At 58.1% G+C, this 19,175-nt stretch carries 20 protein-coding genes and 1 tRNA gene; 9 read left to right on the top strand and 12 right to left on the bottom strand.

What is annotated here, in order from left to right:
• Position 1: 1 nt before the first annotated feature.
• The gene (locus AMM41_RS01470; RefSeq protein WP_089952244.1) at positions 2 to 520 is read right to left on the bottom strand and encodes a c-type cytochrome; all 519 of its coding nucleotides are present in this window, start codon (positions 518 to 520) and stop codon (positions 2 to 4) included.
• A gap of 141 nt (positions 521 to 661) precedes the next feature.
• On the opposite strand from AMM41_RS01470, the gene AMM41_RS01465 reads away from it, so the two are divergent.
• A tRNA-Arg gene (locus AMM41_RS01465) sits at positions 662 to 737 on the top strand.
• Positions 738 to 781: 44 nt separating this feature from the next.
• Here AMM41_RS01465 and AMM41_RS01460 read toward each other — a convergent pair.
• The 5 genes from AMM41_RS01460 to AMM41_RS01440 are packed head-to-tail and all read right to left on the bottom strand — an operon-like array spanning position 782 to position 6,976.
• On the bottom strand, positions 782 to 1,561 hold the full coding sequence (locus AMM41_RS01460) for a helix-turn-helix domain-containing protein (protein WP_228769041.1): 780 nt from the start codon (positions 1,559 to 1,561) through the stop codon (positions 782 to 784).
• Complete coding sequence (locus tag AMM41_RS01455; protein ID WP_089952240.1) at positions 1,549 to 2,220, bottom strand: helix-turn-helix domain-containing protein; 672 nt, start codon at positions 2,218 to 2,220, stop codon at positions 1,549 to 1,551. The genes AMM41_RS01460 and AMM41_RS01455 overlap by 13 nt, the downstream gene beginning before the upstream one ends.
• Before the next feature lie 28 nt (positions 2,221 to 2,248).
• Positions 2,249 to 3,460, bottom strand: a complete 1,212-nt coding sequence (locus AMM41_RS01450) for a putative HlyD family type I secretion protein (RefSeq protein WP_089952238.1) — start codon at positions 3,458 to 3,460, stop codon at positions 2,249 to 2,251.
• Positions 3,457 to 5,661, bottom strand: a complete 2,205-nt coding sequence (locus tag AMM41_RS01445) for a type I secretion system permease/ATPase (protein WP_089952236.1) — start codon at positions 5,659 to 5,661, stop codon at positions 3,457 to 3,459. Before AMM41_RS01445 ends, AMM41_RS01450 begins: the two co-directional genes overlap by 4 nt.
• 25 nt (positions 5,662 to 5,686) lie before the next feature.
• Complete coding sequence (locus AMM41_RS01440) at positions 5,687 to 6,976, bottom strand: TolC family protein (protein ID WP_194944560.1); 1,290 nt, start codon at positions 6,974 to 6,976, stop codon at positions 5,687 to 5,689.
• Positions 6,977 to 7,093: 117 nt separating this feature from the next.
• Here AMM41_RS01440 and AMM41_RS21695 point away from each other — a divergent pair, with 117 nt between their 5' ends.
• The gene (locus AMM41_RS21695; protein WP_194944559.1) at positions 7,094 to 7,363 is read left to right on the top strand and encodes a hypothetical protein; all 270 of its coding nucleotides are present in this window, start codon (positions 7,094 to 7,096) and stop codon (positions 7,361 to 7,363) included.
• Positions 7,364 to 7,517: 154 nt separating this feature from the next.
• On the opposite strand, the gene pyrE is transcribed toward AMM41_RS21695, so the two are convergent.
• Entirely contained in the window at positions 7,518 to 8,222 is a 705-nt protein-coding gene (pyrE, locus tag AMM41_RS01435) for an orotate phosphoribosyltransferase (RefSeq protein WP_089952232.1), read from the bottom strand.
• A gap of 10 nt (positions 8,223 to 8,232) precedes the next feature.
• Here pyrE and AMM41_RS01430 point away from each other — a divergent pair, with 10 nt between their 5' ends.
• Positions 8,233 to 9,024 (top strand): exodeoxyribonuclease III, encoded by a 792-nt coding sequence (locus tag AMM41_RS01430; RefSeq protein ID WP_089952598.1) that lies wholly within the window; start codon positions 8,233 to 8,235, stop codon positions 9,022 to 9,024.
• 78 nt (positions 9,025 to 9,102) lie between these two features.
• On the top strand, positions 9,103 to 10,203 hold the full coding sequence (locus AMM41_RS01425) for an SMP-30/gluconolactonase/LRE family protein (RefSeq protein ID WP_228769061.1): 1,101 nt from the start codon (positions 9,103 to 9,105) through the stop codon (positions 10,201 to 10,203).
• A gap of 4 nt (positions 10,204 to 10,207) precedes the next feature.
• Here AMM41_RS01425 and AMM41_RS01420 read toward each other — a convergent pair whose 3' ends face one another.
• Positions 10,208 to 10,924: a class I SAM-dependent methyltransferase gene (locus tag AMM41_RS01420; RefSeq protein WP_089952228.1), complete on the bottom strand. Its 717-nt coding sequence runs from the start codon at positions 10,922 to 10,924 to the stop codon at positions 10,208 to 10,210.
• 125 nt (positions 10,925 to 11,049) lie between these two features.
• On the opposite strand from AMM41_RS01420, the gene AMM41_RS01415 reads away from it, so the two are divergent.
• Positions 11,050 to 11,691, top strand: coding sequence for an MBL fold metallo-hydrolase (locus tag AMM41_RS01415; protein WP_089952227.1), 642 nt, complete (start codon positions 11,050 to 11,052; stop codon positions 11,689 to 11,691).
• Between the two features lie 94 nt (positions 11,692 to 11,785).
• On the opposite strand, the gene AMM41_RS01410 is transcribed toward AMM41_RS01415, so the two are convergent.
• A complete protein-coding gene (locus tag AMM41_RS01410) occupies positions 11,786 to 12,658 on the bottom strand; it encodes a M48 family metallopeptidase (protein WP_089952225.1) in 873 nt (290 codons plus the stop codon).
• 101 nt (positions 12,659 to 12,759) lie between these two features.
• Between AMM41_RS01410 and AMM41_RS01405 the strand changes: the two genes are divergently transcribed.
• From AMM41_RS01405 to AMM41_RS01395, 3 genes are all read left to right on the top strand, one after another.
• Positions 12,760 to 14,106: an AmpG family muropeptide MFS transporter gene (locus tag AMM41_RS01405; protein ID WP_228769040.1), complete on the top strand. Its 1,347-nt coding sequence runs from the start codon at positions 12,760 to 12,762 to the stop codon at positions 14,104 to 14,106.
• Between the two features lie 92 nt (positions 14,107 to 14,198).
• The gene (locus AMM41_RS01400; RefSeq protein WP_089952221.1) at positions 14,199 to 14,900 is read left to right on the top strand and encodes a response regulator; all 702 of its coding nucleotides are present in this window, start codon (positions 14,199 to 14,201) and stop codon (positions 14,898 to 14,900) included.
• A gap of 9 nt (positions 14,901 to 14,909) precedes the next feature.
• Positions 14,910 to 16,223, top strand: coding sequence for a HAMP domain-containing sensor histidine kinase (locus tag AMM41_RS01395; protein ID WP_089952219.1), 1,314 nt, complete (start codon positions 14,910 to 14,912; stop codon positions 16,221 to 16,223).
• Between the two features lie 51 nt (positions 16,224 to 16,274).
• Here AMM41_RS01395 and AMM41_RS01390 read toward each other — a convergent pair whose 3' ends face one another.
• From AMM41_RS01390 to AMM41_RS01380, 3 genes are read right to left on the bottom strand one after another with little or no spacing between them, the layout of a single operon-like run.
• Positions 16,275 to 16,478: a zinc-finger domain-containing protein gene (locus AMM41_RS01390; protein ID WP_089952217.1), complete on the bottom strand. Its 204-nt coding sequence runs from the start codon at positions 16,476 to 16,478 to the stop codon at positions 16,275 to 16,277.
• A gap of 9 nt (positions 16,479 to 16,487) precedes the next feature.
• Positions 16,488 to 17,438, bottom strand: a complete 951-nt coding sequence (locus AMM41_RS01385; RefSeq protein ID WP_089952215.1) for a branched-chain amino acid transaminase — start codon at positions 17,436 to 17,438, stop codon at positions 16,488 to 16,490.
• Between the two features lie 47 nt (positions 17,439 to 17,485).
• Positions 17,486 to 17,899, bottom strand: coding sequence for a glycerate kinase (locus tag AMM41_RS01380; RefSeq protein WP_089952595.1), 414 nt, complete (start codon positions 17,897 to 17,899; stop codon positions 17,486 to 17,488).
• A 214-nt stretch (positions 17,900 to 18,113) separates the two neighbouring features.
• On the opposite strand from AMM41_RS01380, the gene AMM41_RS01375 reads away from it, so the two are divergent.
• On the top strand, positions 18,114 to 19,073 hold the full coding sequence (locus AMM41_RS01375) for a fasciclin domain-containing protein (RefSeq protein WP_089952213.1): 960 nt from the start codon (positions 18,114 to 18,116) through the stop codon (positions 19,071 to 19,073).
• Positions 19,074 to 19,175: the final 102 nt, after the last annotated feature.

Here is a 19,175-nt window from a genome sequence, read left to right as displayed (position 1 = left end):
ATTACTTTTTCTCAGCACTTGGAGCGGCAGGTTCGTCGAATTTGGAACCGGCGTTGTTGGTGATGTAAACGACAGCACGCGCAATTTCGACATCGTTGAAGTCGCCACCTGATTGAGCGCCCATGGCACCCTTGCCTTTGAGTGCAGAGGTGACCAATGTCTCCAAACCTTGTTTGATACGAGGACCCCAAGCCGCAGCATCCGCAAATTTGGGTGCGCCAGCGGCTCCCGCTGCATGACAAGCAGCACATTGCGCTTTGTAAACTTCTTCACCGGCCTTCAAGGGGCGATTGGCATCACGAACTTCAATGGTGCCAATCTTCTGGATGCGTTGTGCAACAGATCTTTCACTGTCACTGGATCCCGGTGCAGTTTTGTTGGCCGAGGTGACGTAAAACACCAAACCAATGATGATGAACACAGGAATAATGAAGGAAGCAAGACTCAGCAAAAGCATTTGCTTGGGCGTTTTCACCGGGCCGGTGTGTGCTTCGTGGTGATCGTGACTGTTGTCGCTCATGAAATCCTCTTGTGGGGCTTGGCCAGTAGGCCTTCAGGTGGTCCGGAATCAACACAATATTATAGCGACCTGACCTTCACAGACCTTGCATCCAACAGGATGAATGACAAGCCATGAGATAATGCAAAGGCTTGACAGCATGCGGCTGTAGCTCAGTGGATAGAGTATTGGCCTCCGAAGCCAAGGGTCGTGGGTTCGATCCCCGCCAGCCGCACCAAGTTCCATTCAAACGCTTGAATGAAATCGATGCCCATGACGGTGTCAAAAAGAAAATGGCCAAGAAACTTTTTCAGGCCACACAAGCTCTAGGGCCGACGTCAGAGAAGAAGGCCAAATCAATTGCGAAGGCCAGACCAATTCATAGGGGCTCCACACGGCAATGGCATAGCCCAGAAAGCCCCCCAACAAAAGCATCAGACTTCGCCATAGGTAAGCCGAACGAGCTTGCCCCATCGGCGCATGCAAGGGTTGATCAGGACCGATCAAGGGTGTTGCTTGAGATTCAGGCATGACCTGATCTTTGCAAGGCGTAGACAAAACCAATGCAATGGGTTGGTCAAGAGCTGCTGCCGTGCTGATGTGTGAATCGGAAAGCGATGACCACTCTGGTTGACGAACCATTGGGGCGGGCTTGTTGCTGATGGGCCATTGCAATTGAACCACCTTGTTGGAGGGCTTCAATGCAACAGCAGTTTCTTCCAATTTATCCCAATCCGCATTGAGCAATTTCGCAACACGTTTGGCTGCTTGCTCGCGCAAGGAGGATGAGTAAAAACGCGTTGAAAGTCCCTGCTCGATTTCATAGAGCTGGGCCACAGAAATGCAAGCTTGCGTGGCCAACTCAGCGGGGTCCAGTTCCAAGTGCAAACGCAAATTCCGGATCAATCGACCTTTCGGGTCTTCTGAGACCTCGGCAAATTGATCCATGTGTGCTGCAGAAGACCGATTGGCATGCAAGAGGGATTCATTTTGTCCTGGGCGAGTTGGACTGCGCGACAACGAGGATGACCTGTTGAACGACGTGAATTTCAGTTCTTGCATGATGCCACCACACCGGTCAGATATGCATGCAACCAGATAGAGGACAAGGGGCCTGGAACCAACTGAATGGAAGAAGCTGCGCCAAATGGCATGGAAGACGCCAGTCCTTTTTCTTGCGTGATCAACACCACGGACAAGGGGGTGTGGCCACGTTTGTTGAAGTTTTCAAGTGCTTGAAATGTTTTTTCCTGAAGTGCTCGTGGCATGGACATCTCGACCACGATCATGTCAGGGCGCTTGTTCGAAAGATCCAAGAGTGCTTCAGTCACGGACTCAAAAAAGTTAACGTCAATGGGAATGCCCCATTGAAGAAAATCTTGCATGAAGCTGTTCATCAAACCCGGTGTTTCAATGACCACCGTTACCCGAGGTTTACTGGTGGACTTGGCATGACGATTCACGGCATGCCGTGAAACGGTTTGATAGTCCATGATGGAGTCGAGCGAAATACGGCGGTGTCCGCCCCGTGTTTTCCAGCCCTTGAGTTCACCTTGGTCAACCAGTGTCTGAACGAGTGTGGTGGACAAGCCCAACATTCTGGCTGCTTCTGCCGTACTCAAAAATTGAGGGGTATGGGGTGTTGTCTTGTTGGGGATCAACAAGGTGGGTTCTTCGACGGAAATGACGTCATCGAGAATAAGAGTGTGTTCATCGCCCATGGTTTGGCTCCTGGAAAGAAAATTTGGATTAACGTTCGCGCAACGCCTGAGAGACGTTTTGCAAAGGACGGAAGATGTATTCAAGAACGGTCTTGTAGCCCGTTCTGATTTCGACAGAGGCGGTCATGCCTGGTGAGGGGGTGAGGCGAAGACCATTGCGCAATTCAGGACTGGGTTTGACCCGAATGATGATTCGGTAAAGACCCTCCTCGAGCTCCACCGGGTTACCGGGTTTTCGCTGCTTTTCATCGCGCAATGTGTCTGGACTCAAATGCTCAAGCACACCATCGAGGCCACCGTATTTATTGAAGTCGTAGGCGGTTAACTTCACGACCGCAGGCTGGCCGACTTTCAAAAAGGCCACTTCTGCCGGCTTGACGTAAGCTTCAACCAACATTTCGTCTTCAGTCGGGACGATTTCAAGAATCGATTGGCCCGCTTGAACAACACCACCGACCGTGGTGATCTGGACGTTTTTAACCACGCCCTTCATCGGTGATTTGATGGTGGTTCTCCGAAACGCATCCTCGCGTGCGGTGGCGCTTTCTTTGGTTTGAGAAAGCTCTGAAGCGACCCTGACCAATTCGTTGTTGGCATCGGTGAGGTAGCGGTTTTGTCGCTCAGCCCTTTGTCCCATCAATTCGGACTGTTGGCGTTTCAAGCGCAGCAATTCCACTTCAGACATGACCCCTTGGCGGACCATGGGTTCGGTGATGGTCAGTTCACGGGTCACGGAAGATAGGGATGCGTCCAGCGATCGCAGGGATTCAGACAAAGCCAGTTTTCTGGCATTGAAGGCTTGCAGTTCCTGGCGCATCAGGGCGGGTTCAGCTTTCAGTTCATCGGGAAAGACCAGAGATGTTCCGTAAGCTTCGGCTTTCAAGCGGGATGACAAGGCCAAAAGTGCCAAGTATTTTTCTTGCGCTTCGCGGTAAACCGCGCCTGAACGTGCATCGTCAATGCGCAAAAGAATCTGATCCTTTTCTACCACACTGCCTTCACGCACAAACATTTCACTCATCACACCCGAGTCCAGGCTTTGGATGACTTGTTCACGGCTGGATGGAATGACCTTGCCTTGACCGCGTGTGATTTCATCAAGTTCAAAAAATGAAGCCCATCCCAGACCCAAAAACAAGGTGATGGCGGTGGCCCATATCAGGGTTTTACTGGCTTGACGCTCATCGTCCTCGACCGTGGGCATGCCAAAGCCCTTGCTCTTGCGCGTTAACGTGCTCATGCGACAGCTCCTTGTGGTTTAGTGCCATTGACGTCGATGCCGCGAGACAACTTGTCGAGCATCTCTTGCTTGGGACCCCAGGCCACGCACTGACCGGAATCAATGACGGCGATCAGATCGGCCCATTCCAAAAGCTGGGGGCGGTGAGTGGACATGAGCAAAGTGCGTCCGCGCAACCAGTCGCGCAGCACAAGAATCACGCGGGCCTCGGTGTTTTGGTCCATGTTCGCTGTCGGTTCGTCCATGAAGACCAGTTGCGGATTGCGCAGCATCATTCGTGCAATCGACAAAAGTTGACGCTGGCCACCAGATAAACCACCACCGGCTTCGGTGATGGGCATGTCCAGACCCAGCGGGTGGTTGGACACAATGTCGTAAATGTTCAAGGTTTTGAGGACTTCGACAATCTTGGTGTCGCTGATCCAGCTGTCGGCCAGTACCAGGTTTTCGCGGACCGTGCCCATGAACAGCTGCGGATCCTGGCCCACGTAGCCGATGCGGCTGCGCATCTCTGTGGGCTCAATTTGCTGCATGTCCACACCATCAAGACGCACATTGCCCGCCAACGGGGCGTACAAACCTGCCATCAAGCGCAGCAGAGTGCTTTTGCCGCTGCCGACACGGCCCAGCATGGCCACTTTTTGGCCGGGTGCAATCGACATGGACAAGTTTTTGATGACTGGAATTTTGTGTTGGCCTGGGTAGGCAAACTCCAGCGCATCCGCCTGCAAACCACCTTGAACGCTCTCGGGCACAAGGTAGTTGCGACCGTGAATGCGGTCACGGGGTCGCTTCATCAAGCCATCGAGGGTTTCCAGTGCTGAGCTGGCTTGTTGGTAACGCGAGGCCAAAGACATCACGCTGGCCAAAGGAGAGATGGCACGGCCAGCCAAAATCACAGAGGCAATCAAACCACCCAAGGTCAGCTGATTGGCATGAATCATGTAAACACCGCCCACCACCATGGCCACCGTGATGAATTGCTGAAGCGCCGTGGTGAAGCCCATGATCCAGTTGGTCAGGCTGCGCATGCGCTTGTAAGAGTCGGCACCGGCCAAATTGGCCACCTCCCAGCGACGCTGCAAGTAGCTTTCAGCGTTGTGTGCTTTGAGCAGTTCCAGATTCAAAACCGACTCAACCAGCACGCTTTGCTTGTCGCCCGACTCTTTCATGTTTTCCCGCATGGCACTCATCAAAGGCCTTTGAGACAGCAAGCCAATGACGATCAGCAAAGGCACCGCCAGTGCAGGAATCCAGACCAGGTTTCCTCCGACCATGGCAATGAGGGCGAGAAACATCAAGACAAAAGGCATGTCCGCCAAAACCACCAAGGAGGCTGAGGAGAAAAAGTCACGAAGCGACTCAAAGTCACGCATGGAACTGGCAAAAATGCCGACCGACTGAGGACGGTGCTCGAGTCGAATGGCCATGATTTCTCGAAGCAAAGTGGCATTGATGGCCAGGTCGGCTTTTTTTCCACCCAAATCCACCAAACGGGCTTTGAGCCAGCGCATGATGAACTCCATGAAAATGGCCACTGTGGTGCCGATCGCCAGTGTCCACAGCGAGGTGTAAGCACCGGTCGGAACGACCCGGTCATACACGTTCATGGTGAAGAACACACTGGCCAGTGTTAACAAATTTGCAACCACCGTGGCCACCATCGATTCCACATAAAAAGCGCGAAATCGCCACAAAGTGCCCCAAAACCAGTTGAAAGCAGAGCCTGCCATGGGGGCCAGAGTTTGGTCATGGCGTGAGGGGGGGAGCTTGATGGCCAGCACCTCGGGGCGGGCCAGACTTTGCAGCTCTGGCAACGCGATTTTGTGGTCCTCCATCCCTTTGTCTGCCCACCAGACAACAGCCTCCTTGCCCTCGATGCTGCGCAGCACGCAGGCCCGGCCATCCATCAAAGGCATCAACACGGGCAGCACGTAATGAGGAATCTCGGACAAGCGCACGCGCGACCAAGCGGCCATCAAGCCATTTTTGTGCGCCATGTCGGGATAAGCTGCCAAGGGCACACGGCCTCGCGCATCGAGTGCAAAACCGGATCGCAAAACCTGAGCGTGCACAGGACGCCCCAGTTGCTTGGCGGCCATGGTCATGCACAGCAAAAATGGGTCAGCCTGGATGTCCTGGCCCGCTGAGGGCTTGGGGGCTGCGCCAACTGCGGTTGGCATGGGAATCAATTGAGCCATGGTCGGTCACTTTGAAAAAAATCGCTCACTGGGCGGGAGTCAGGACACGACCGGGTTCGGCCGTGAATCGTTTGGCCAAGTCGCCAGTGACGGCCAGAAGACGCACACGGGCCAAGCGCTCGTCATGGAAGGCCGCGCGGGCAGAGCTGCGGTAATTGAAGGCGTCGGCCTGAATGTTCAGCAGGTCCAGCAAGGAGCGTCGGGCCACACGAAACTGTTGGCGATAAGCCTCCACGAGTTTGTCGCCTACATCGGATTGAGAGGCTCCCGTGACAGAGCGGGCGCGAGCAGAAGCCCATTCTTGCCAGGCCAATGCGGCCTTTTCACGGGCCAGAAGTTGGGCTTCTTCCAGGGCAAATTCGGCAGCTTTGAGTTGACCGACAGCCCCTTCAACCAGCGCGGCCGTGCCGCCACCGTTGTAAAAAGGCGCATTGACTTGGAGTTGTGTAAAAGCCTCTTGGCGGCCATTGGCCGTGTTGGCTTGTTTGGAGACTGACAAATCCACGGTGGGCCAAAATTGGCTTTTGGCCACACGAACACCCGCTTGTGCGGCCTCAACTTGCGCTCGGGCTTGAGCAATGGCGGGGAGGTCAAGCGAGACCATCTCGACCGCTTGAGCCAAAGACGAAGGAATTTTGCCCAAAACGCCCGAGTCGGTCACGGCGTCTTCAAGGCCTTCAGGCCGAGAGCCCATGTCTGCAGTCCAGAAGCGCCTGACGCGCTGAATCGCTTGAGCGAAGTCTGATTTGCGTTGCTGCAGACTCAGTGTGGCATTTTCCATCCGAACCAAGGCCTGCTCATAGTCCACGCGACGACCGGTGTCAGCTTGGGCAATTTTTCGGATGTCGCTCAATGTTTCTTCGTGGGCATTGACGTTGAGCACAGCCAAGCGGTAGAGATCGGCTGTTTTCGCCCAATTGAGATAAGCCTCTGCGGCCAACTGAGCCACTTCATCCAAGGTGCTGGCTTGCAGGTATTCCGACGCCTGCGTCAAGGCCTGCGCACGCTGCGCCTCTGCTTCAATTTTGCCGCCCGACCACAAGTTCACTTTGGCCGTGGGGGACAGCGAACTTCTGGAGGTGCCCGCTGGGAAGGTGTCAGAGGCAAAGGCATTGGCCGTGGCGGTCATGCCCAGCTGTGGGTAGTGGGCGCTGCGGGCACGCGCAATGTCAGAACGAGAAGCAGAGGCCTTGGCCGCAGCCGACAAAACAGATGGGTATGTTTGCAGGGCCTGATTGACCACTTCGGTCAAGGTTTGAGCCTGAACGGTCAGGCCCATGCTGGCCAGCAAGAGGCCAGGACAGGCGCGTTGCATCACAGCCCAAAATCCTTGAGATGGTTTTGTCTTCGTTGTTGAACGAAGAAAGTATTTTTGGCAATCAAGATGAATCATGAGCGGTGAATTACCAGCTACGTTAAAACTGAAATTCTCGTGAAAAAAGAGAAGTTGCGAATCCGCCAAATGGAGTACAAGCGAGCACGAAGTGCATCTGAAATAAAAATTTCAGACAAAAAAGTAGCGTATTTGGCGTTCGCTGGTGTGTGCAAGCAGGCGCTGAATCGACCAGCGTGGTGTGGTGAGTTCAGCGTGTTTTCAGAGGAGAAAACAGGAAAAATTGGAAAAAACAAAAGCGAATCGGTGTGCCTTGGCCGATCCGGAAACGCTGCTGGAAGAAGGGCAAAGCCAGCTTTGTTTTTTTAAGTAGATATTTGTAAAAAAATCAAATTAATTTGATTTTGATGTTTTGGTCGTGTGCAAATGACCTGAAACCGTCGAAAAGACAGTTGTGATCTCAAACCAAGAAGTTGTGACCGCAGTCGCACCAGAAAACAGTGGCCAGTGCGACCGGGTTGCGTCAAACGCCGTAGCGGTCGCGGTAAGCCTGAACCTTGGGCAGGTGCTGGCCCAGCTCATGGCCGCTTTGCGCCGACAGATAGGCCAGCAGGTCGGACAGCTGGGCGATGCAGCACACACCCATGCCCAAGGTATGGCGCACATATTGAACCGCGCTGTGAGGAACGTCTTTGACCGAGCCGTCAGCCTGCTTTTCGGTGGCCATTTCCTGTCGGTCCAGCGCAATCGCAATCGCGTGCGGCGTGGCGCCAGCGGCCTTGATCAGCGCAATCGATTCGCGTGCAGCGGTGCCTGCGCTCATCACGTCGTCCACGATCAGCACGCGCCCTTGGAGGGGAGCGCCCACCAGCGAGCCGCCTTCGCCGTGGTCCTTGGCTTCTTTGCGGTTGTAGGCAAAGGGCACGTTCTTGCCCAAGCGGGCCAGCTCGACAGCCACCGCCGCGCCCAAGGGGATGCCCTTGTAGGCGGGGCCAAAAATCATGTCGAATTCGATGCCGCTGGCCAACAGGGCTTTTGCATAAAATTGCGCCAGTCGGCTGAGCTTGGCGCCATCGTCAAACAGGCCGGCGTTAAAAAAGTATGGGCTCATGCGGCCCGCTTTGGTTTTGAATTCACCAAAGCGCAATACGCCTGAGTCGACTGCAAACTGCACAAATTCCTGAGCGAGCGCCTGCATTTCGGCGCTGCTTGCCTGTCCTGTCACCATGGGGAAATCCTTGTTCAAACTCACTAGCCTCAACCTCAACGGCATCCGTTCGGCCACGACCAAAGGGGTCGCCGCGTGGCTGGCCCAAGAGAAACCCGATTGTATTTGCGTGCAAGAGGTCAAAGCCCAGGCCCCCGATGTGGCGGGCAAGTTTGAGGAACTCGCGGGCCTCAAAGGCCACTTCCACTTTGCTGAGAAAAAGGGTTATTCGGGCGTGGGTGTCTACACCCGCCACGAACCCAGTGACGTGGTGGTGGGCTTTGACGGCGGCGAGTTCGACGCAGAGGGCCGTTATGTGGAAACACGCTTCGATACACCGCAGCGCAAGCTGTCCATCATCAGCGTCTACTTTCCCAGTGGCTCGTCCGGCCCCGAGCGGCAAGAAGCCAAGTTTCGCTTCTTGAACAAGATGTACCCCCACCTGATGGCCCTCAAAGCCGAGCGCGACTTCATTGTCTGCAGCGACGTGAACATCGCACACCAACAAGCCGACCTGAAAAACTGGAAGGGCAACCTCAAGAACAGCGGCTTTTTGCCCGAAGAACGTGCCTGGATGACACAGCTGACCACTGAAGGTGGTGTGGTCGACGTCTACCGCCACCTCAAGCCGCACACCACTGACGATTGCTACACCTGGTGGAGCAACCGCGGCCAAGCCTACGCCAAGAATGTGGGCTGGCGCTTGGACTACCACTTGGCCACGCCCGCTGTGGCCGAAAAAGCCCGCACCGAGCACATCTACAAGGGCGAAAAGTTTTCCGACCACGCGCCGATCACCATCGCATACGAGGGTTTGCTCTGAGGACCTTGAAGCTCTGAAACTGTTTCAATGGCTGCCTTGGCCCGTGGGGTGCCATACCAAGGAGGCGCTGTGAAAAAGCTGTTCGGTGTTTTGGGTGTGCTGTTGCTGGCAGGGCTGGCTTATTTTGGCCTTTGGCCGGTCCCGATCGAGCCGGTCAGCTGGCATGCACCCGCTGCACCGGGCTATGCCGGGCCACATGCGGTCAACCACAAGCTGGCCAAGCTCAACATGATCGACCTGGGTGCCGAGGCGGGGCCGGAGCACATCGCCATGGGGCCTGACGGCAAGCTCTACACCACGGTGGAGAGTGGCCGCATTTTGCGCATGCAGCCAGACGGCTCGCAGCAAGAGGTGTTTGCCCAGACAGGTGGCAGGGTACTGGGTTTTGACTTTGACGCCCGTGGCCACCTGATCGCGGCCGATGCGGTCAAGGGCTTGCTGTCGATTGCGCCCGACAAATCCATCCAGCTGCTGACCGACAAGGTGGCGGTGAACGGTCAGCCCGACCCGATCCGTTATGCCGACGCGGTGGTGGTGGCCCAAAACGGCAAGATGTACCTGAGCGATGCGTCCACCCGTTTTGCCCCCAAGGACTGGGGCGGCACCTTCGAGGCCAGCGTGCTCGACATCCTGGAGCAAGCGGCCACGGGCCGGGTGCTGGAGTTTGACCCGGCCAGCGGCCAAACCCGCGTGGTGGCCCGGGGCCTGAGCTTTGCCAACGGCGTGGCGCTGAGCCAAGATGAAAAACACCTGTTTGTGAATGAGACGGGCAAATACCGCGTCTGGAAAATCGACGTCAACGCCCAGAACCTGGACGTGGCCCAAGGCGGCGCACAGGCCCGCGTGTTGTTCGACAACCTGCCGGGTTACCCCGACAACCTGATGCGGGGGCGGGACGGCAAGATCTGGCTGGGCTTTGCCAAACCGCGCAATCCGACCATCGACCAGCTGGCAGACCAGCCCTTCATGCGCAAGGTCACGCTGCGCCTGCCCCGTGCCCTGTGGCCCATTCCCAAAGCCTACGGCCATGTGATGGCTTTCACCGAAGACGGCCAAGTCGTCCAAGACCTGCAAGACCCCAGCGGCCTTTACCCCGAGAGCACGGGCGTGACCGAGACAGCGGACCGGCTCTACATCCACAGCCTGCACGCCAAGGGGCTGGGCTGGTTGCCGCGCTGAGGCTTCAGCCGCGTGTGTAGGTGAGCATGCGGCCTTTGTAGGCGGCCACGCCCTCGTGCGCGGGCTGATCCAGCACCTGTTCATGACGGGCAAAGCCCAGCCGGGCCATCTGCTTGTGAAAGGCCGCACGGTTGCCCCGATTGGGATCGACCACCCAGATTTCCGAGCGGCTGGCGGCATGCGCCTGGATGAAACTGGCCAGCGTGCCCTCGTCATCGCGCTCATACAAGATGTCGCTGCCCATGATCAGGTCAAAAACGCCGCTGGGCAGGGCATCCTGGGCGGTCGTCAAGACGGGCAAACCATCTTCGCGCAAGGCCGCCTTGCCCCACAGGCCGTGACAGTAAGCCATGGGGGGCAAACCGTTCAATCGCGTGTTTTCATCCAGAAAGGCGTGCGCCAAGGGGTGGCAATCACTGGCGGTGACCGAGGCCCCTCGCCGATGCGCCACCAGACTGGCCAACCCCAGACCGCAGCCAATTTCCAAAATGCGCTCGACGGATACCGGGCGTTTGGCCATGCGATCGGCCATGTGTTGGCCAGAGGGCCAAAGCAAGCCAAACAAAGGCCAGGTGGCCGAGGAGATGCCCAAGTTCAGGGCCTCATCCAGGGGGTCGTGGAATTGGTTGTTGTTCAGCAGAGCGCGGATGAGCAGCTTATCCGCCCCCGCAATGGCAACGCTGTGGTGCTGGGTCAAATAGCCGGGTGAAGTGGTGTGCAAACAGACAATCGTTGCAGCGCAAAAGCCAAAAATCAAAAGGCGCTGGCTGCGTTGGACTGTACACGCCCGTGTCGGCCTGTTCTGTTGATCCCATCACGTTGAGCGCATGGTCGATAATTTGCAGCATGCTGCAATACCAAACCATCCCTGTCACGCCTTTTCAGCAAAACTGCTCCCTTGTTTGGGACGACCAAAGCCGTCAAGCGGCGGTGGTCGATCCGGGGGGCGATCTCGAATTGATATTGGCTGCCGTCAAAACCCATGGCCTGCGTTTGGAGCAGATTTGGATCACCCACGGGCACCTGGACCACGCTTCGGGCACCGCCGACTTGGCCGAGCAGCTGGGCGGATTGCCCATCATCGGGCCGCACCCGGCAGACCAGTTCTGGATTGATGGACTGCCGCAGGCGGCGGCCGCTTATGGATTTCCCCCCGCCCGGGTTTTTCATCCCACACGTTGGCTGGCCGATGGCGACACGGTGAGCCTGGGGGCGCACACTTTGCAGGTGCGCCATTGCCCTGGGCACACGCCGGGCCATGTGGTGTTTTATTCACCGGAGATCAAACGGGCCTTTGTGGGGGATGTGTTGTTTGCTGGCAGCATTGGCCGCACGGATTTTCCGCAAGGCAATCACGACGATTTGATCGCCAGCATCACCCAACGCCTGTGGCCCATGGGCAATGACACCGTGTTCATTCCCGGGCATGGCCCCGAAAGCACCTTTGGCCGTGAGCGCAAAAGCAACCCCTATGTGGGCGGAACCTGAGCCCAGTTCTGTATGCCATGGGTGCATCTGAGGTGGCCGGTTTGCCAGCCGCTCGGTGGTTACACACCCAGAGGGGGGCAAAGTGCTGCGTGCATCAGCCCCGGCGGGCTTGTTCGTAAAGGTGTTGAACCTTGGGCAAGTTGGCCTGCAATTCTTCAATGCGGTTGCTGCCACTGGGGTGGGTGGACAAAAAGGATGGGCCGCCATTGCCATTGGCGGCCAACATTTTCTGCCACAAGCTGACACTGGCTTCGGGGCGGAAGCCGCCACGCGCAGCCATCTCCAAGCCCACCAGATCGGATTCGGTTTCATCGTCACGGCCATATTTCAGGGTCAACAACTGTGTGCCCAGATTGGCCGCCGCATCTCCCAAAGAGCCCAGGCCCAGCAGTTGTGAGGCAATGGACAGGCCCATGCCGGTCACCTGTGTTTTGGCCAATCGCTCGCGGGCATGCTCGCGCAGTGCGTGCGCCATTTCATGGCCCATGATCATGGCCACTTCATCGTCGTTGAGTTTGAGTTGGTCCAGGATGCCTGTGTAAAAAGCGATCTTGCCGCCCGGCATGCACCAGGCATTGATTTGTTTGCTGCCCACCAGATTGACTTGCCATTTCCATTCGCGTGAACGGGGGTTCCACGGTGCGGCGTGCGGGATGAGTCTTTGTGCAATGGCGTGCAGACGCTGCAATTGTGGATGTCCTTCAGGGGCCAAGGCATTCTTGGCACGCGCTTCGGCCAAAACCTGGGCGTATTGCTGGCGTGCTGAAGCTTCCAGGGTTTCAGCGGGGACCAGTTTGCGAAGGCCAGATGAAGAGCCGACTTCCACTTGTGCCAAGGCAGACCCTGCGGCACCGGCACCTGCCGCCAGGAGGAATGCCCGTCGTGCTTGCCACCGGGCAGGGTGGGGGGCCTTGACATCGTGAGGGTCGTGGGCGGCAGGGGTTTTGAAATTGCAAATAAAGCACATAGTTCGCAAATGATAACGAATGGCCAGAAATCAAGCGAGCCACCGTGTGTCCCTGTGGGCGTGGCTGGGTCACTTGGCTCGCAGGCGCTGATAATTCCATGATGTCCAACGCCACTCTCCCCCCCGCTGACCTTGCCCAAACCCCAACGGTGCGCACCTGGCGCGAGGCGCTGCGCCTGTATTTGCAGCCCGCCAGCCTGCGCATGCTGGCGCTGGGTTTTGCAGCGGGCTTGCCGCTGCTGTTGGTGCTGGGCACGCTCAGTTTTCGGCTGCGCGAGGCGGGCATTGACCGCAGCACCATTGGTTACCTCAGCTGGGTGGGTCTCGCGTATGGCGTGAAATGGATGTGGGCCCCGCTGGTGGACCGCATGCCCATTCCTTGGCTCACACGGCAGCTGGGGCGCAGGCGCAGCTGGCTGCTGGTGTCGCAGCTGGTGATTGCGCTGGGCTTGGTGGGCATGGCCCTGAACGACCCTTCGCAATTGCTCGGGCCCTTGGTGGCGTGCGCTTTGGCGGTGGCCATCGCTTCGGCCACACAAGACATTGCGCTGGACGCCTACCGCATCGAGTCGGCCGAGGTCAACGCCCAAGCCGCCTTGGCGGCCAGTTACCAGACGGGTTACCGCCTGGCCATGATCTGGGCCGGGGCGGGCGTGTTGTGGGTGGCGGCCTGGGCGCAAGGCGAACAAGCTGCGGGTTACTCACAATCGGCCTGGCAAGCGGCCTATCTGGTCATGGCACTGAGCATGCTGCCGGGCATGGGGGTGGTGCTGGCCTCGCCCGAGCCGGTGCCCGCGCCTTTTGCGCCAGCGCGCAACGTGGCCGAGTGGCTCAAGGGCGCGGTGCTCGATCCCTTTGCCGATTTTTGGTTGCGCTACCGCTGGCAAGCGGTGCTGCTGCTGGCGCTGATCGCGGTGTACCGCATCTCCGACGTGGTCATGGGCATCATGGCCAACCCGTTTTATGTCGACATGGGCTTCACCAAAAGCGAAGTGGCCAGTGTGACCAAGGTCTATGGCGTCATCATGACATTGGTGGGGGCGTTTGTGGGCGGCGTGCTGTCGGCGCGGCTGGGTGTCATGCGTGTGCTCATGCTGGGCGCGGCGCTCAGTGCGGCCAGCAATTTGCTGTTTGTCTGGCTCAGCGGCGTGGGCCACGATGTGCAGGCCTTGATCTGGGTCATCTCGGCCGACAACCTGGCCAGCGGCATTGCGTCTGCGGCCTTCATTGCTTACTTGTCCTCGCTCACCAACATCAGCTATTCGGCCACGCAATACGCGCTGCTGAGCTCCATGATGCTGCTGCTGCCCAAGTTCATCGCCGGGTTTTCGGGGGAGTTTGTGGATGCCCACGGCTACGCCAGCTTCTTCACGGCCACGGCCTGGTTGGGCTTGCCCGTGCTGCTGCTGGTGGCGCTGGCGTCCAGGGTGCATGCGCGCAAGGCTTGAAGCCATGGCCCCCCGGTGAGGTAGGGTCCAGGATTTACCCAGCTTTACAAAAGCGAAACCCTGGGCTCTTCGGCTTGGAGGATGATCACCCCATGCAACAACTCTTGATGATCGAAGACGATGTGCGCCTGGCTGGCATGGTGGCGGACTATCTGGGGCAAAACGGTTTTGCCGTGGCCCATGCGCCCGATGCCCGCAGTGGTTTGGACCGTTTACAAACACCGGGCATTGAGCTGGTGATCCTGGACCTGATGCTGCCTGACATGGACGGCCTGCAGGTGTGCCAACGCATCCGCGCACTGCCCGGCAGCGTGGGCCAAGTGCCGGTGCTCATGCTCACGGCCAAAGGCGACCCGATGGACCGCATCATTGGTCTGGAGATGGGTGCCGACGATTACTTGCCCAAGCCCTTTGAGCCGCGCGAGTTGCTGGCCCGCATCAAGGCCATTTTGCGACGCAAAAACAAGGTGAACGACACACCCCCTCAACTCATGCAGTTTGGCTCGCTGGAAATTGACCGCGATGCCCGCCGCGTGAGCGTCAAGGGGCAGGACTGCGAGTTGACCTCGTACCAATACGACCTGTTGGTGGCGCTGGCCGAACGCGCCGGGCGTGTGCTCACACGCGACCAGATCATGGAGGCGGTGCGGGGCCGTGAACTCGAGGCCTTCGACCGTTCGATCGACGTGCACATGGGCCGCATCCGCGCCGCCATCGAGGCCGACCCCAAAGCGCCACAACGCATCCTCACCGTGCGCGGTGTGGGCTATGTGTTTGCCCGCCAGCAAGACTGAGCGCCAATCATGCCCATTCGCAGCCTGTCACGACACTGGTCACGCCACCTTTACCTGCGCATTTGGTTGGCCGTGGTGGCGGGCGTGGCGCTGCTCATGCTGGTGGTGGGCTGGGCCTGGCGGGCCACGGTGGAGCACCATGCTGCGCCACCCGCACCGCGTGAATGGCTGGTGCTGAACGCCCAGGGCGATGTGCTGGCCAGCACCACCCGGGCCGGGCCGGGTGCGCCTTTGGTCTTTGAGGTGCCTTTGCCGGGCGGCCAGACCCTGCCGCTGCAAGTGCAGCGCAGCGGCGAACGCTCGGCCGAGCACCCCCGCGCCTCCGCGATGCACGGCATGCCCGGTACAGGGCACGGTTCAGAGGGTCGTTTGCCGCCGCACCTGCGCCAGGACATGCCTTGGTGGGCCAAGCCCTCGGGTTTTTTCTGGATGCTGGGCCTCATTGGCCTGGCCGTGGCGCTGGGCCTGTACCCGGTGGTGCGCAGGCTCACGCAACGCCTCGAAGGCCTGCAGCGCGGCGTGCAGCGCTGGGGTGAGGGCGACTTGTCGGTGCGTGTGCCGGTGCAGGGCGACGACGAGGTGGCCGACCTGTCCGAGCGCTTCAACGCGGCGGCCGAGCGAATTGAGGCCCTCATGGCTTCGCAAAAGTCTTTGCTGGCCAACGCCTCACACGAGTTGCGCTCGCCGCTGGCGCGCATCCGCATGGGTCTGGAGCTGATGAACAGCCCGACCGATTCGGACGCTTTGGCCCGCAGCCGCGCCGAAATCTTGCGCAACATGGCCGAGCTGGACCAACTGATCGACGAGATCTTGCTGGCCAGCCGCCTGGACGCCCAAGAGGCCAACATCGGCACCGTGGAGTCTGTGGATTTGGTGGGCTTGTGCGCCGAAGAGTGTGCGCGGGTGGGGGCGAGGTTTGAGGTTCCCGAGGGCCTGGCCCAGCTCGAAGTGCCCGGCGTGTCCAAACTGCTTCGGCGCTTGGTGCGCAACCTGCTGGAAAACGCGGGGCGGTACGGGGCTGGCAGCCAGGATGCAACGCAGGGCGGTGGCATCGAGCTGTCTTTGCAAACCCTGGGTCAACAAGTTCTGATTGCGGTGGGTGACCGTGGCCCTGGCGTGCCCCTCGAATACCGAGATCGGATTTTTGAGCCGTTTTTCCGCTTGCCTGGGGCCAGCGAGCGTGTGGGTGGCGTGGGCTTGGGGCTGTCGCTGGTCAAGTCAATTGCCGAGCGCCACGGCGGGCGGGTGCGGTGCGCAGACCGACCGGGTGGCGGTGCTTGTTTCGAAGTGAGCTTGCCCCAAAGCAAAACGGCGAACACCTGAGTGTTCGCCGTGGGGCGGCCCTGCCATCGGCAAGATGGCTGAGCGCGAACTTCAGTGGTGTGCCACCACTTCACCCGCTTTCAGTTTGTAAACCGTGCCGCAATAAGGGCACTTGGCTTCACCGGTTTTGGCCACATCCAAATAAACCTTGGGGTGGCTGTTCCACAGTTTCATGTCGGCTTTGGGGCTGGGGCAAAACACACCGCCTTGGGGGTTCAGGTCGGTGGCCAGCAGTTCAACAGCTTGGGTGCTCATCGGTGCTCCTCAGACCAAAGTCAGCCAATGGGCGTACTTGGGGTTGCGGCCGTTGACGATGTCAAAGAAGGCGCTTTGGATCTTCTCGGTGATGGGGCCGCGGCTGCCTACATAGCCTTCTTTGCCCAGTTCAATGCGGTCGAGTTCACGAATCGGCGTGACTTCGGCGGCGGTGCCGGTGAAGAAGGCTTCGTCAGCGATGTAAACCTCGTCGCGGGTGATGCGCTTTTGCACGATCTCCAGACCCAGGTCTTTGGCGATGTGGAACACCGTGTTGCGGGTGATGCCGTTCAGGGCACCGGCCGACAAGTCGGGGGTGTAGATCACGCCGTTTTTGACCACAAAAATGTTCTCGCCCGCACCCTCAGACACAAAACCCGAAGTGTCGAGCAACAGGGCTTCGTCGTAACCCTCGTCGGTCACTTCCATGTTGGCCAAAATGCTGTTGGTGTAGTTGCTCACCGCCTTGGCCTGCGTCATGGTGATGTTGACGTGGTGGCGGGTGTAGCTGCTGGTTTTCACGCGGATGCCGCGCTTCATGCCTTCTTCGCCCAGGTACGCGCCCCAGGTCCAGGCGGCCACCATCAGGTGGATGGTGTTGCCCTTGGGGCTGACGCCCAGCTTTTTGTCGCCAATCCAGGTCAGGGGGCGGATGTAGCCGCTTTCCAGCTTGTTCTCGCGCACCACGGCGCGTTGGGCTTCGTTGACCTGCGCTTGGGTGAAGGGGATGTTCATGCGCAAGATCTTGGCGCTGTTGAACAGGCGCTCAGTGTGCTCGGCCAAGCGGAAGATGGCGGTGCCTTGCTCGGTTTTGTAAGCGCGCACGCCTTCAAAAGCGCCGCAGCCGTAGTGCAGGGTGTGGCTCAGCACATGGATCTTGGCATCGCGCCAATCGACCATCTGGCCGTCCATCCAGATTTTGCCGTCACGGTCTGACATGGAGGGAATGACAACGCTCATGAAAGTGTCCTTTGAATTAGCTGCAATAAACAGGGTTGGCGTGGATTTTAAGGGTTTGGCTCTTCGGGGCGCACTTCAGGGCGCATCAGGGTCCATTCGGTCAACTTGCCGCCCACAAAGGTGCAGGTGACCACCGAATCGCTGGTGTCGGTCCAGGTGTAGATCTCGGGCTGGGCGTCTTTGTCGGTCACAAGCTGGCCCAAAGAGCGCGTCATGGCGATGACGTGCATCAAATTGACGCCTTTTTTCAGCTTGGCGTTGAGCATCACGGCGCTGGCCACATGGCCAATGGGCCGGTCGGCGGCTTTTTTGAGGATGGTGACCATGCGGGTGAAGTGCAGCAGCACCCACATGACCACGCCGCCCACGGCCAGGGCAATGCCCGCCCACTGAAAAGCCTGCCAAGCCCCAATGGTGAAAACAAGAATGGCCAGTGGCGCAAGTATTTTGTTGAAATTCATGGGGGCCGATTGTGCCTTGTGATCACCTGCGGTCAAAGGATCTCTGCCACTCTGTTGGACCCATTCAAACCATTGAAGTTCTTTGTTTTGATGACTTTCGGTTAAAAAATTATTCTTAAGCGTTGACAAAAAAACTGATAAGTTTTAAATTTAAACTCATCAGTAGTAAAAAATACTGATTTTTTAAACAATCTTCAGGGCGAAGGAGAACATCATGCAATGGAACATCAAAAGATGGTTGGCCACTTTGATCACAGCGAGTGCAGCACTGCTGTCAGCTTGTGGAGAGGGCGGTAGCGGTGAGCACGAAACTTTGGACGTCGTGAGACTGGCCAAAAGCAATGCCAACTTGAGCGTTTTGGCCGAGGCCATCGATGCGGCAGGTTTGGCAACGACATTGAGCGCAGCAGGGCCTTACACGGTGTTTGCCCCCACCAACCAGGCATTCCTTGACTTGTTGGCTGAACTCAAGATAAGCAAAGCCGAGTTGCTGGCCAACAAAGACTTCCTGACTTCGGTGCTGACCTACCATGTCTTGGGCAGCAAAGTGGTGTCGAGCGCGGTGCCTGTGGGCCAACCCATCACCACGGTGCAAAAAGGTTATTTCAAAGCCGGGACTCTGGGCCGGAGTTTGACAATCACGGACGGGCGCAACCGCGTCAGCAACGTGGTGACTGCAGACGTGGTGGCCCAAAATGGGGTGGTACACACCATCGACAAGGTCTTGCTGCCCGCTAACAAAAACGTGCTGCAAACGGCCATCGCTTTGAGCACAGAAGCTCAGCCTGAGTTCAGCATTCTGGTCGAGGCCGTGGTTGCGGCAGACTTGGTCACCACCTTGAGTGGCGACGGACCGTTCACGGTCTTTGCCCCGAACAATGCAGCCTTTGCGGCACTGTTGACTGAACTTGGCACGACCAAGGCCGCTTTGCTGGCGGACAAGCCCCTTTTGACGAAAGTGTTGACTTACCACGTGGTGCCCGGTTTGGTGTTGAAAGCGCAAGTGCCTGTGGGCAGTCCCATCACCACCGTGCAAAAGGACACCTTCACGGTCAATGCCGCTTTGGCCATCACCGATCAAAGAGCACGCAGTGCAAACATCACCGCCACCGATGTGTTGGCCAGCAATGGTGTGATTCACGCGATCGACAAGGTGATCCTGCCCAAACCTTGATGGCCTGACAAAGGCACCTCACCCCCCAAGACCGCCTTTTGGCGGTCTTGGGGTGCGGCACTTGATGGTGATGCGCAGATGACACACGCAGGAAGATTTCAG

Origin of the sequence: Limnohabitans sp. 2KL-3, assembly GCF_001269405.1 — a bacterium.
In the GTDB taxonomy this organism is placed as follows: Bacteria; Pseudomonadota; Gammaproteobacteria; order Burkholderiales; family Burkholderiaceae_C; genus Limnohabitans_A.
This window is presented reverse-complemented; position numbering and strand designations above follow the sequence as displayed.